Genomic DNA, 12,425 nt, shown 5'->3' with positions numbered 1-12,425 from the left:
ACGCCGACTTTCCGGTATTTCCACGGGCTTTCCATCATGACCACCCAGCAACGTATCCAGCAAATCGTCACCGACCATCCCGTCGTGCTCTTCATGAAGGGCAACGCGCAATTCCCGATGTGCGGCTTCTCGGGCCGCGCCGTGCAGATCCTGAAGGCCTGTGGCGTCGACAACCTGTTCACGGTGGACGTGCTGCAAGACGAGGAAGTCCGTCAGGGCGTGAAGGAATTCGCCAACTGGCCGACCATCCCGCAGCTCTACATCAACGGCGAATTCATCGGCGGCTCGGACATCATGATGGAGATGTACCAGAGCGGCGAACTCAAGCAGGTCCTCGCCGACCTGGCGTAATCCGCCACGCATCGCACTGCATAACGATGGTGTCGACGGGAGTCTTGCAGCCCGCGCGACTGGTCGTGGCCATCACCGGCGCGACCGGCGCCATCTATGGCGTGCGCCTGCTGCAACGGCTGCGGGCGATGGGCGGTGTCGAGACCCATCTGATGGTGTCGAGCGCGGGCTGGCTGACGTTGCGTCACGAACTCGGCCTGGAGCGTACCGACGTGCAGGCCCTGGCCGATGCGTACCACAGCGTGCGCGAGGTGGGCGCCAACCTCGCCAGCGGCTCGTTCGCCACAGCGGGCATGGTCGTGGCACCCTGTTCGATGAAAACGCTGGCGAGCGTCGCCCACGGGCTGTCGGACAACCTGATCGCGCGTGCCGCCGACGTCACGCTCAAGGAGCGGCGCCGCCTCGTGCTGATGGTGCGCGAAACGCCGTTCAATCTCGCGCATCTGCGCAATATGACGGCCGTCACCGAAATGGGCGGCATCGTCTACCCGCCACTCCCGGCGTTCTACAACCACCCCGCATCGCTCGACGCGATGGTTGACGATACCGTGGCACGCGTCATCGATCTGTTCGGGATCGCGCCCCCTGTCTCCACGAGCTGGAACGGTCTTGGCAAGGACGCCGACGTCCAGGACCGGTGAGTGCGGCGGCAGCGGCTGGCAACTTAGCGGCGCAACCCGCAAACTGGCGCTCTCACGCGCCCGCGTTGGCAAATGGTCGCGCCGCCGCGGCGGCAACCAAGTGCCGGCGAGAGCCGCATGGGCTATAGTGAAAGCGCCATGCGTGGCGTGCCAAGCCGCATTTCCCATGGTGTGACATCTTAGCGATCGGAGTTTGTGATGGAGACCGACCTCTCGCCCGTTGTCGTCTATGCCGTCGTGACGCTCGTTTTCGTCGTGCTCGTCCTGGTCGTGCCTGCCGGCGCCCGTTGGCGTCAGATGGCGTGGCCCGCGTCGATGCCACCGCTCTCGCCGCATCGTCCGGGCGACCTGCTCGGCACCCCGCGCACCCCCTACTGGCGCTCCCCGGACGACACGCAGGACTTGCGCCGTCCCTCATACTTCGCGGCATCGTCGCGCCGCCCACGCCGGCCCGCAAGCTTTCTCGCCCCGCGCGATCACGAGCGACGCTGAGCGCCCGCATTCACGACGACGATAGCAAAAGCCCCGCGCGGCCGAACCGGCGGGGCTTCTCTCTTTTCATTCACGCATCGCGTCATCGATCAATAGCGATAACAGCACCGATGCCCGTAGCCCCCGCCGTAATAAGGTCGGGCCGGGACAACCACGCATCCGGCAAGGGTAAGGGCGAGTAGCGCAGCGACGACTAATTTCATGATCTGACTCCTGAGAAGGGGAACGTGAATCGGCTCGCCTTCTTTATATCGCTGCGCCGGCAGGAAACCGATCACACGTCTGTAAGCCGTGTAAGCGAAGGTTGCCAAAGCCGAGAGTGCGTCGCACTTTGTTACGTAACACGCCGGTTACCGCACCGTAACATCGCCCCTGCGCGACACCCCCCCCTTCAATGACAGCGCGGGTTCCCAGCGTCCGCGTAACTGGCACGAGGTTTGCATAGAGATCAATGTCGCCCTTTCAAATGCCCCGAAGAGAGCGACGGTGAGTCTAACCCTCCTCCCGTTTCAGACGCGGGAGGAGGTCTTTTTCTCCGATCTTGCGCACCCGCGGTCTCCGGAAGTCCGACACCAGATCGCGCATACGTCCTGCCTATCCATTGTGCAGGAGTCCTTTGAATTTCACTTCAACTGAGCGTTTGAAATGGATCGACGGCATAAGCCCGTCGACTTCCTGCGCCATTGCTTTATCGTGAGAGTCTTATTTGACGCGGTTTTCGACGGGGTTCATCGTTCGTGGCAGAAAACGACATGCGGGTAGGCACCGATCTCAAGTTGCCGCCCGTCCTGTCGTAATCGCGTCTATAGAGGACTGCGCGCCAACGTAGTGTTAGCGAAGCATCCCTTTCGTGACGGCCGCACGACACGCGCCGGGGCAAGCGTATCAAGGGAGAACGTCATGGAAATCGCAACGCCTGAATTCCAGATGGAACAACAGGAACTCCAGGCCATCAGCGCCGCGCTCAATCGCGTGCAGGCCGTCATCGAATTCGATTTGCAGGGCCATATCCTGCACGCCAACGAAAATTTCCTACAAACCGTTGGCTACCAGCTCGACGAGATCCGGGGACAGCATCACCGCCTCTTCTGCGAACCCGACTACGCGGCGTCCGGTGCATACCGCGAATTCTGGGCCAAGCTCGGGCGCGGCGAGTTCGATGCCGGCGAATACAAGCGCATCGGCAAAGGCGGGCGGGCCGTGTGGATCCGTGCGTCGTACAACCCGGTGTTCGACACGCATGGCACGGCTTACAAGGTCATCAAGTTCGCCACTGACATCACGGCGGATCGCGCCCGTCAGGCCGAATTCGAAGGCAAGGTGCGCGCCATGGACCTCGCCCAGGCCGTCATCGAATTCAATCTCGACGGCACGGTCATCACGGCCAACGACAACTTCCTGAGCGCGCTCGGCTACTCGCTCGACGAAATTCGCGGCAAGCACCACCGCATGTTCTGCGAGACGGAATACGTCGCGTCGCCGGCCTATCGGGACTTCTGGGAAAAGCTCAATCGTGGCGAATTCGATGCGGGCCGCTACAAGCGCATCGGGCGCGGCGGGCGGGAAATCTGGATTCAAGCGACGTACAACCCGATCCTCGACGCGAGCGGGCGGCCGTACAAGGTCGTGAAGTTCGCCACCGACATCACCCAGCAGGTCGAACTGGAAGCGAGCGTGAAGCGCCGCGCCGACGACGACCAGCGCAAAGTGGCGTTGTTGCTCGACACCGTCAATCGGGCGGCGGCGGGCGACCTGACAGGCGAGATCGCCGTCGCGGGCAGCGACCCCATCGACCAATTGGCCGACGGGATTCGTCACATGATGGACGACCTGCGCGGCGTGATCGGCAAGGTGGTCAAATCGGCCGGTGAGTTCTCGGGTGCATCGCGCGATATTGCCGAGCGTGCCAATACCGTGGCCACCGGCGCCCAGGCGCTGGGCGCCACGGTCGAAGAGATGAACGCGTCGATCGAAGAGCTGACAGCATCGATCAACTCGATTGCGGACAACACCAAGGGCGCCGACCAGCTCGCCAAGGCAACGCAACAGGAAGCCGAGACCGGCGCCCGTGCGATTGCGCGCTCGGTCGAAGCCATGGAGCTGATCAACAAGTCGTCAGAAGACATCGGCGAGATCGTGAAGGTGATCGGCGAGATCGCCGGGCAGACCAACTTGCTCGCGTTCAACGCGGCCATCGAAGCGGCCCGCGCCGGTGAGCACGGCCTCGGCTTCTCGGTCGTGGCCGACGAGGTGCGCAAGCTCGCCGAACGCTCGTCGCAGGCGACCAAGGAAATCTCCAAGCTGATCAACGAGTCGACCAAGCGCGTGGCCCAGGGCAGCGACGTATCGCGGCAGGCCGGCGAGGCGTTCGAGAAGATTGTCGGCGGCGTGTCGCGCACCACGCAAGCGATCTCCGAAATCTCGTGCGCGGCCGAAGAGCAACTCGTCGCCGCCCGCGAAGTGAGCCTCGCCATTCAGCACGTGGCGGAAGAAACGGAGAAATCCGCCGGTGCCTGCGAGACCATCGCGCAGGCGACCACCGGGCTCAATCACGGCGCGCAAGACCTCGACCGCACGGTATCGCGGTTCAAGGTGTAAGCGCCCTGCGGCGAACGCCACGGGCATCGACCCGGGCCGTTCGCCGATCTCTCCGGTCTCTCCGGTTCCGGCCGTTCACGCAGGGCCGGGTCCCACCGCCACCACGAAGGGCCGATATGGAAATCGAAGCCGACGCCGATCCCGGTACCCAGCAAGCCCTTCTGCGCGCTGTTCACCGGCACACCGGCATCTCGATGAACGAGAAGAAGTGGACGATGTTGCAGGGCCGTCTTCGCCCGCGCCTGCGTACGCTCGCGCTGTCCTGCTATCGCGACTACCTGACGCTGCTCGAGAGCACCCCCGACGAGGTGCGCAACTTCGTGAACCTGGTCACGACGAACGAGACCACGTTCTTTCGCACGCCGCGCGTCTGGGACTATTTCGCACAGCACTACCTGCCGCGCTGGCATGCGGCGAATCCGGGCCGGATGTTCCGGATGTGGTCCGCGGCGGCCTCCTCCGGCGAGGAGTCCTACTCGGCGGCGATGCTCTGCGAAGAGTTTCGATCGCGGCACAGCAGCTTCCGGTACCAGATTCATGCAACCGATATTTCGAGCCAGGTGCTGGCCGTGGCGATGGCCGGCAACTTCGGCGGGCGCAGCATCGACGGTCTCAAACAGCAGCGGCCGGCCATGCTGGCGAAGTATTTCCGCCCGAGCGCGGACGGCTTCACCGTCGCCCCGGAACTGCGTGCGCATATCACCTTTGCCGAGCACAACCTGTATCAGCGCATGCCGCGCCGCGAGGCGTTCGATCTCGTCATGCTGCGAAATGTGCTGATCTACTTCGAAGCTGCCGATCAGGAACGCGTTCTCGAGAACGTGCGCCACACGCTGACCCCCGAAGGCGTGCTCATTGTCGGGGAATCGGAGTCGCTGACGCGGCTCTCGACCGGCTATCAGTTTGAGCAACCGCTCATCTACCGGAATCAGGGGGCAACGAATGGGGCCGTCGCATGACATTCAGGTGTTGATGGGGGAGGTGCGTATCGGGCGCGGCGACGACGTGCTGCGCGCTACCCTCGGCTCGTGTGTGGGTATCGGTCTGATGTGGCGGGCGCGCGGGCTCTACGGTCTTGCGCACTGCCTGTTGCCCGAAGCACCGAACCCCACCTTTGCCATCGGGGCGAAGTACGTCACGCAAGCGGTGCCGTCGCTCCTCGCGCTGATGCGGGCGGACGGTGCGCGCCGCGGCGAGATCGAGGCGGTGATCGCAGGCGGCGGCAACATGATGCCCCACCAGCCGCCCGCCCGGCACGGATTGATCGGCGTGGCGAACGCCAGGATGGCGCAAGCCTTGATGGCAGAGACCGGCATTCCGATCGTGCACGTCGAGGTCGGCGGTGAAATCGGTCGGCAACTGACGATTCATTGCGCGCATCACACCTTCCATGTGCGCACGATCGGCACCAATGAGGGATCCCCGGCGACCACCCCGCCCGCTCTCCGACTCGTGGGACGAGAATCATGAACGCACGCACACCCGGATTTCCGCTGCCGCAGCATGACGCCGTCGCCGGCACCACCGTGCTGCCGCCCACGGCATCGCCTTACCAGGGCTATCAGGGCTATCAGGCTTACGAGGGCAAAGGGGGCGCCGGCACAGCCGGCTACGGGTCGTCGCAACCGGGTGAATCACCGCCAGCGCTCGACGCGCCGCCGTCACCGCGGCGGTGCGTGTCAAATCCTGACGACATCGAAGTCTTCGGCTCCTTTCATTTGGGCGACGTGGAATTCGCCCTGCCCATCGCGGCCTTGCAGGAGGTCGTGAACTACCCCGCGCGCGTGACACCCGTGCCGCTTTCCCCGCCCTTCCTGCTCGGCCTCTTCAATCTGCGCGGCACGCTCATCCCCATCGTCGATCTCAAGCCGTTGTTGGCCATGGGCGACGCGTCGGGCAGGCCTGCGCCAGTGACCGAGAAGATCGCCATCGTCGACGTCGACGGCGTTCGGGTCGGGCTACTGTTCGACACGACGAGCGAGATTCTGCGCGTGCGCGCCTCGCAGCGCACCGGGTTCGAGTACGACCCATCGCACACGGCGCCGCAGGTGGTTTGCGGCGCCATCAAGCTCGACGAAGGCGACCGCATTCTGCAGATCCTCGCGCCGGGCGCCCTCGTGCGCATCGAGAACATGCCGCAGTTGCTCGCCCGTCAGGCGCTCAGCGCGCCGCAGCGGCGCCAACAACGTCAGCGCCTGCAATGCGTGTCGTTCTCGGTCGACCAATCACGTCTGGCGCTGCCGATGAGTGCGATTCGCGAGATCATCCGCATTCCCGACTTGCAGAACTCGGCGCTCGCCAGCGTGTTTTGCGTGGGCATGCTCAATCTGCGCGGCACCGTCGTGCCGGTCATCGACTTCGCCCACTTCCTCGGTCTTCAGCCCTACCGCCCCGAGAGCGACGTCGCGGGCACCGCCTCGGATCCGCGCCGGATTCTGATCGTCAAGCAGGAAGACGTGCATTTCGGCCTGCTGGTGGACGCCGTGGACAGCATCGTGACGTACTTCGCCGACGAGCTGCTCGCCATGCCGTCCTTCAGCGCCTCGCACGCGCAACTCTTCTCGGGCTGCATTGCGCGCGAGCAGGCCGACGACATCGTGTTGCTCAACGCCGACGAACTCTTCACGCACGCTCAGGTGCTCGAACTCACGCGCGGCCATCGCGAGCTATATCGGGAGACGGACGGCGCACAACGCACGACGTCCGGCGATTCGGCGTGGCCCGGCACCGGGGCCAGGTCGTCGCGCGGCACCCGCCACGCGTATGTGTCGTTCCGTCTGCAACACATGCTGGCCGTGCGGCTCGATCAGTTGCGCGAGATCATTCACGACAGCGCGGATATCATGCCCGCGCCGGGTGCGCCCGCCTTCGTGCGCGGGATACTCAATTTGCGACGCGAACTCGTGACCATCGTCGATCTGCGCGCGCTGTACGGCATGCCGCCGCAGGACGATGCGCAGGCGCGCAAGATTCTCGTGATCGAGCACGGGAAAGACAAGCTCGGGCTGCTCGTCGACGCCATCGAGAACATCGTCACGCTCGACGAAGCCGACAAGCTGCCGGTGCCGGCCATGCTGCTCGGACGCGCCACGCACGAAATGCGCAACGACATGCGCGAAGCCGTCGAGCTGCCCGCCGCTGACGGTGCCGCACGCACGGCCATGCTGCTCGATCTGGAACCGCTCAAGCAGCGCATGGAAACGGCGCTGGCGCAGTCGTCGGTGTGAGCGTGAGGGGGAATCGGTTCAGTGAAGTGCCGGCGCCTTGTGCGCGCCGGTCGCGGGGCCCTGTGGCGTGTCGGGGGGCACGCCACAGGGGTAGTACGGCGTAGGGACGGAAGGGAGCGCGGCGACGGGTCAGACGACTTCGTGGCGATGAATGTCGTGCGTGATGAAGCCTGAGGTGTCGTCGGGCATGGACAGCCACTCGGGATGCGTGAGCGTGCGACGCACATCGTCCAGACCGCTCGCCCAGTGATCGAGCATGGTGGCAAGTCCGAACTGATAGTCCTTGTAGTGCCCCTCGTACTCCTTGTTGCGGTAGATAAGCTGGACGACGTTGTAGCGCTTGCTGCAAGCGATCTCCTGCGCCGCGTGACACCAGGGGTCGTGCGCACGCACGTCCGCGGGCACGCGTTCGAGCACTTCGCGCAGCACGCGGCGATAGTGCTGGGCGCGCTGCAGGTTGTCGGTCACCAGACGCGTGCGACTCGAAAACTGAATGTCCTTCTGCCTGTCTGCGACATCGTTCAGATTGTCGGGCAGCGGCCCGCGCGCACTCCACAGATCCACCTGGAACGCGAGGGTGTCGCGGCGCGGCGACGTGCCGAGCACTTCCGAGAGCGGCGTATTCGACACAAGGCCGCCATCCCAGAAATACTGGCCGTCGATCTCCACGGCGGGAAACCCCGGCGGCAACGCGCCCGATGCCATGAAGTGCTCCGCACGCAGTTTTTCGCGGGTGTTGTCGAAGTAGACGAAGTTGCCCGTATGCACGTTGACGGCGCCGACCGACACGCGTGTCTCGCACGAATTGATCCGGTCGAAGTCGACGAAACGCTCCAGCGTACCGCGCAGCGCCGACGTGTCGTAGTAGCTCGCGTGCGCCGGATCGCCCATTGCGGCGGGCAACGGCTGCGGCCAGCGCGGGCTGAAGAAGCCCTTCTGGCCTTCCGCGATGGCGCGCCATGCCTGCCACGCGCTGTAGGCGATGCGTCCCGACTCGGGGCCGTTGAGGATGGCCGCTTCGAGCGGCGCGGGCAGCGGCGGAAACACGGCAGGCTCACAGATCGTGCGCCAGAACGCTTCGAGCTGCGCCACGCGATGCTCAGGCGGATTGCCCGCGATGATCGCGGTATTGAGCGCGCCGATGGAAATACCGGCGATCCAGTTCGGTGCGATGCCGGCCTCGAACAGACCGGCGTACACGCCGGCCTGATAGGCCCCGAGCGCGCCACCGCCCTGCAAGACAAGTGCGACCGTCTCGTAAGGCGGCAGATCGATGGCGCGTTTGGGGACTTGCGGGGGGTTGGCCGTCATGACCGTTCTCCTGAAGCTTTCCGAGGCGGAATCAAGACGCGACGGGACGGGACGGCGCCGACGCGGCCGGCGCCCCCCGTACCGTTTGCGCGTTACTGCATGAACCAGCCGTGGCTCACCACGAACGACTGGCCGGTGAATGCGGCCGTCGGGAACGTGGCAAGGAAGAGCGCGGTTTGCGCAACGTCGTCGACCGTGGTGAATACGCCGTCGACCGTGCCGCCGAGCATGACCTTCTTGATGACCTCGTCTTCCGAAATTCCCAGCTCCTTGGCCTGCTCCGGAATCTGCTTGTCGACAAGCGGCGTGCGCACGAAGCCCGGGCAGATGACATGCGAGCGCACGTTGTGCTTCGCCCCTTCCTTGGCGAGCACGCGCGCCAGACCCAGCAGCGCGTGCTTGGCCGCCACGTAGGCCGACTTCAACGGCGACGCCTCGTGTGAGTGCACCGAACCCATGTAGATGACGATGCCACCGCGATCGTCCTTGTACATATGCTTGAGTGCCGCCTTGGTCGTCAGGAACGCACCATCCACGTGAATGGCCTGCATCTTCTTCCAGTCGGCGAACGAATAGTTCTCGATGGGATTGACGATCTGGATGCCCGCGTTCGAGATCAGGATGTCGACGGACCCGAAGGTCGCCGCCACCTTGTCGATGCCGCTGTTCACCGCCTCTTCGCTGGTCACGTCCATCGCCACGCCGAGCGCGCGGCCACCGGCCGCCTCGATCTCTTTGGCCACGGCATCCGCCCCCTGTTGGTTCAGATCGGCAATGGCCACGGCCGCGCCGGCACGCGCGAGAGTGAAGGCAATTTCTCGGCCGATGCCGCTGGCGGCACCGGTGACCACGGCGACTTTCCCATTCAACTGATTCACTGACTGGCTCATTTGCACACTCCTGATTCGTCAAAATGGCGGGTCATGCGGCGCTGCGGGCGCCGACATGGCTCGTCGAACACGGGATACTGACGGCCGGCCCGTTGCCGGGCACCTGCCAGGCACTTGCCACCCGCGTGCCGCGCCGTCATTCAAATGGAAAAGGCGCCTTGCGGCGCCCTCTCCTGCCTTACCGCGCGATCGGCTTGTAGCGGATGCGCTTCGGTTTTGCGGCCTCTTCCCCGAGGCGCTTCTTCTTGTCCGCCTCGTACTCCTGATAGTTGCCCGGGAAGAACTCGACGTGCGAGTCGCCTTCGAAGGCCAGGATGTGCGTGGCGATACGATCGAGGAACCAGCGATCGTGCGAGATGACCATCACACAACCGGCGAACTCGAGCAGGGCGTCTTCGAGGGCGCGCAGGGTTTCGACGTCCAGATCGTTCGAGGGTTCATCGAGCAGCAACACGTTGCCGCCGGAGATCAGCGTCTTGGCCATGTGCAAGCGCCCGCGCTCACCGCCCGAGAGCGACCCCACCTGCTTCTGCTGGTCCGAGCCCTTGAAGTTGAAGCGGCCGATGTAGGCACGCGACGGCGTTTCATACTTGCCCACCGTCAGCACGTCGGCACCGCCCGAGATCTCTTCGAACACGGTCTTGCTGCCATCCAGCGCGTCGCGGCTCTGGTCGACGTAGGCCATCTTGACCGTCGGTCCCACCTTGATCTCGCCGCTGTCCGGCTGTTCGCGGCCCGAGAGCATCTTGAAGAAGGTCGACTTACCGGCACCGTTCGGGCCGATGATGCCGACGATGGCGCCCGGCGGCACGGTGAAGCTCAGGTCGTCGATCAGCAATCGGTCGCCGAACGCCTTCGACACGTTCTTGAACTCGACGACTTCGTTCCCCAGACGCTCACCCACCGGGATGAAGATTTCCTGGGTTTCGTTGCGCTTCTGGTATTCCTGGCTGTTCAGCTCGTCGAAACGGGCAAGACGTGCCTTCGACTTCGCCTGACGGCCCTTGGGGTTCTGACGCACCCATTCCAGTTCCTTCTTGAGCGCCTTCTGGCGGGCCGACTCGGTCGACTCTTCCTGCTTCAGTCGCTGCTCCTTCTGGTCGAGCCAGGAGCTGTAGTTGCCCTTCCAGGGAATGCCTTGCCCGCGGTCGAGTTCGAGAATCCACTCGGCGGCGTTATCCAGGAAGTAGCGATCGTGGGTGACGGCCACGACCGTGCCCGGGAAGCGCGTGAGGAACTGTTCGAGCCAGTCGACCGATTCGGCGTCCAGGTGGTTGGTCGGCTCGTCGAGCAGCAGCATGTCCGGCTTCGAGAGCAGCAGACGCGCCAGCGCGACGCGGCGCTTTTCACCGCCCGAGAGCACGCCGATGCGGGCGTCCCACGGCGGCAGGCGCAGCGCGTCGGCGGCCACTTCCAGCGTTTGTTCGATGTTGTTGCCGTCGCTCGCGGCGAGAATCGCTTCGTACTTGGCCTGCTCGGCGGCGAGCGCGTCGAAGTCGGCGTCCGGCTCGGCGTAGGCGGCGTAGATTTCGTCGAGCTTCGTGCGGGCTTCGAAAACTTCGCCCATGCCGCCTTCGACGGCTTCACGCACGGTCTGCTCCGGGTCGAGCTGCGGCTCCTGCGGCAGATAACCGATGTTCAGGTTCGCCATCGGGATCGCTTCGCCCTCGATTTCCTTGTCGACACCCGCCATGATCTTGAGCAGGGTCGATTTGCCCGAACCGTTCAGGCCGAGCACGCCGATCTTGGCGCCGGGGAAGAACGACAGGGAGATGTCCTTGAGAATGTGACGCTTGGGCGGCACGATCTTGCCCACGCGGTTCATGCTGAATACGTACTGTGCCATTCGGCTTTCCTGATCCTGAATCGGTTATGTCGGCTCGGGGACGAGCGTCAGATAGCGCCAAGTTTAACAAAGCGCGGCGTCGGGCGCGTCGATGACGAGGTCGGCGCGGGCATAGGCGCAGCACGGCAGCAGCCAGCCCTCGGTTTTCTCCTCGCGCGACAGCCCCGGCCATGCGATCCGGTAAGCCACCGGCGCCGGCTCACCTCCGGTGTGCGCCCGGCACAGACAGGCGCGGCAAGTGCCGTTGCGGCACAGGCTCGGCAGCTTGATGCCGGCGGATTGCGCCGCGAGCAGAATCGGCGTGTCGGCCGGGGCGTCGAACTGCCAGCCCGACGGCATGAGCGTGATGCGGCAGAACGTCGGCGCGGGCGTTCCGTCGGATGGCGCGGGGTCGGGCGGGAAGCGATCCAAGGCAAGCGGGGTCGGAAGTGACGAAAACGTTGAACGGCGCATCTTGCGCCAACGCGCTACCATACGCCGATTCCGCGGTATTTTGTCGCGTTCCTCTCGTTCATCGCGTCCGCCTTCGGCCCGCTTGCTGCGTGAGGGTCGCTGGCGGGCCAATTCCGACCTTCGCATCCCATGTCCGCTGCTCTGAACGACGCATCTGCGCACGGTGACGCCGACGCCCCCCGCGCCCGTCTGATCGATACGGCCGGGCTGGAAACCGCCCTGCAGGCGTTCGCCGATGCCCGTCACTGGCAGCCGTACCACACGCCCAAGAACCTCGCGATGGCGTTGTCCGTCGAAGTGGCGGAACTGGTCGAGATCTTCCAGTGGCAGACCGATGCCGAAGCGCAGGCCGTCATGCAGACGAACGAGGCGCGGCACGTCGAACAGGAACTGGCCGACATCGCCATGTATCTCGTGCGGCTATCGTCGGTGCTCGGTGTCGACCTGAACCGCGCCGTGGCGGAGAAGCTCGTCATGAACGCGCAGAAATACCCGGCGCCGCAGGCGTAGTTGGCCCGCCGCCCTTTTGATCGCGCCGGGCACCCCGATAGTGACCCCGTCCGCCCCCGAATTCCGAACAGGCAACGCCATGTCGCAATCTTCCCAAGCTTCCACT

The 12,425-nt window shown here is 64.6% G+C and carries 12 protein-coding genes; 8 read left to right on the top strand and 4 right to left on the bottom strand.

The window, feature by feature from the left end; translation table 11 throughout:
• The first annotated feature begins 36 nt into the window (after window positions 1–36).
• The 7 genes from grxD to PEP31012_RS16545 all read left to right on the top strand — a co-directional run bounded on the left by grxD (window position 37) and on the right by PEP31012_RS16545 (window position 7,309).
• Window positions 37–351: a Grx4 family monothiol glutaredoxin gene (gene grxD / locus PEP31012_RS16575; RefSeq protein ID WP_150590403.1), complete on the top strand. Its 315-nt coding sequence runs from the start codon at window positions 37–39 to the stop codon at window positions 349–351.
• A gap of 26 nt (window positions 352–377) precedes the next feature.
• On the top strand, window positions 378–992 hold the full coding sequence (locus tag PEP31012_RS16570; protein ID WP_150590402.1) for a UbiX family flavin prenyltransferase: 615 nt from the start codon (window positions 378–380) through the stop codon (window positions 990–992).
• Window positions 993–1,190: 198 nt separating this feature from the next.
• On the top strand, window positions 1,191–1,484 hold the full coding sequence (locus tag PEP31012_RS16565) for a hypothetical protein (protein WP_150590401.1): 294 nt from the start codon (window positions 1,191–1,193) through the stop codon (window positions 1,482–1,484).
• 900 nt (window positions 1,485–2,384) lie between these two features.
• Window positions 2,385–4,082, top strand: a complete 1,698-nt coding sequence (locus PEP31012_RS16560; protein ID WP_150590400.1) for a methyl-accepting chemotaxis protein — start codon at window positions 2,385–2,387, stop codon at window positions 4,080–4,082.
• A gap of 116 nt (window positions 4,083–4,198) precedes the next feature.
• Entirely contained in the window at window positions 4,199–5,041 is an 843-nt protein-coding gene (locus PEP31012_RS16555; RefSeq protein ID WP_150590399.1) for a CheR family methyltransferase, read from the top strand.
• Window positions 5,025–5,552, top strand: a complete 528-nt coding sequence (locus tag PEP31012_RS16550) for a chemotaxis protein CheD (protein WP_150590398.1) — start codon at window positions 5,025–5,027, stop codon at window positions 5,550–5,552. Before PEP31012_RS16555 ends, PEP31012_RS16550 begins: the two co-directional genes overlap by 17 nt.
• Complete coding sequence (locus PEP31012_RS16545) at window positions 5,549–7,309, top strand: chemotaxis protein CheW (RefSeq protein WP_150590397.1); 1,761 nt, start codon at window positions 5,549–5,551, stop codon at window positions 7,307–7,309. Before PEP31012_RS16550 ends, PEP31012_RS16545 begins: the two co-directional genes overlap by 4 nt.
• Window positions 7,310–7,438: 129 nt before the next feature.
• On the opposite strand, the gene PEP31012_RS16540 is transcribed toward PEP31012_RS16545, so the two are convergent.
• The 4 genes from PEP31012_RS16540 to PEP31012_RS16525 form a co-directional block, all read right to left on the bottom strand.
• Window positions 7,439–8,620 (bottom strand): DUF3734 domain-containing protein, encoded by a 1,182-nt coding sequence (locus PEP31012_RS16540; RefSeq protein ID WP_150590396.1) that lies wholly within the window; start codon window positions 8,618–8,620, stop codon window positions 7,439–7,441.
• Between the two features lie 92 nt (window positions 8,621–8,712).
• Window positions 8,713–9,510, bottom strand: a complete 798-nt coding sequence (locus PEP31012_RS16535) for a 3-hydroxybutyrate dehydrogenase (RefSeq protein ID WP_174978264.1) — start codon at window positions 9,508–9,510, stop codon at window positions 8,713–8,715.
• A 178-nt stretch (window positions 9,511–9,688) separates the two neighbouring features.
• Window positions 9,689–11,356, bottom strand: a complete 1,668-nt coding sequence (gene ettA / locus PEP31012_RS16530) for an energy-dependent translational throttle protein EttA (protein ID WP_150590395.1) — start codon at window positions 11,354–11,356, stop codon at window positions 9,689–9,691.
• 63 nt (window positions 11,357–11,419) lie between these two features.
• Window positions 11,420–11,830, bottom strand: coding sequence for a 2Fe-2S iron-sulfur cluster-binding protein (locus PEP31012_RS16525; RefSeq protein ID WP_343039905.1), 411 nt, complete (start codon window positions 11,828–11,830; stop codon window positions 11,420–11,422).
• Between the two features lie 108 nt (window positions 11,831–11,938).
• Between PEP31012_RS16525 and PEP31012_RS16520 the strand changes: the two genes are divergently transcribed.
• On the top strand, window positions 11,939–12,319 hold the full coding sequence (locus PEP31012_RS16520) for a nucleotide pyrophosphohydrolase (RefSeq protein WP_150590394.1): 381 nt from the start codon (window positions 11,939–11,941) through the stop codon (window positions 12,317–12,319).
• Window positions 12,320–12,425: the final 106 nt, after the last annotated feature.

Origin of the sequence: Pandoraea eparura (assembly GCF_902459725.1) — a bacterium.
In the GTDB taxonomy this organism is placed as follows: Bacteria; Pseudomonadota; Gammaproteobacteria; order Burkholderiales; family Burkholderiaceae; genus Pandoraea; species Pandoraea eparura.
Note: the sequence above shows the minus strand (reverse complement) of the source record. Positions and strands in the feature narration are given on the sequence as shown.

Bases quoted from the DNA above. Each gene is read 5' to 3' on its own strand.
- PEP31012_RS16570 (WP_150590402.1), top strand. From the start codon at position 378: ATGGTGTCGACGGGAGTCTTGCAGCCCGCGCGACTGGTCGTGGCCATC.
- PEP31012_RS16560 (WP_150590400.1), top strand. From the start codon at position 2,385: ATGGAAATCGCAACGCCTGAATTCCAGATGGAACAACAGGAACTCCAG.
- PEP31012_RS16540 (WP_150590396.1), bottom strand. From the start codon at position 8,620: ATGACGGCCAACCCCCCGCAAGTCCCCAAACGCGCCATCGATCTGCCG.
- PEP31012_RS16550 (WP_150590398.1), top strand. From the start codon at position 5,025: ATGGGGCCGTCGCATGACATTCAGGTGTTGATGGGGGAGGTGCGTATC.
- PEP31012_RS16555 (WP_150590399.1), top strand. From the start codon at position 4,199: ATGGAAATCGAAGCCGACGCCGATCCCGGTACCCAGCAAGCCCTTCTG.
- PEP31012_RS16520 (WP_150590394.1), top strand. From the start codon at position 11,939: ATGTCCGCTGCTCTGAACGACGCATCTGCGCACGGTGACGCCGACGCC.
- ettA (WP_150590395.1), bottom strand. From the start codon at position 11,356: ATGGCACAGTACGTATTCAGCATGAACCGCGTGGGCAAGATCGTGCCG.
- grxD (WP_150590403.1), top strand. From the start codon at position 37: ATGACCACCCAGCAACGTATCCAGCAAATCGTCACCGACCATCCCGTC.
- PEP31012_RS16545 (WP_150590397.1), top strand. From the start codon at position 5,549: ATGAACGCACGCACACCCGGATTTCCGCTGCCGCAGCATGACGCCGTC.
- PEP31012_RS16565 (WP_150590401.1), top strand. From the start codon at position 1,191: ATGGAGACCGACCTCTCGCCCGTTGTCGTCTATGCCGTCGTGACGCTC.
- PEP31012_RS16535 (WP_174978264.1), bottom strand. From the start codon at position 9,510: ATGAGCCAGTCAGTGAATCAGTTGAATGGGAAAGTCGCCGTGGTCACC.
- PEP31012_RS16525 (WP_343039905.1), bottom strand. From the start codon at position 11,830: ATGGTAGCGCGTTGGCGCAAGATGCGCCGTTCAACGTTTTCGTCACTT.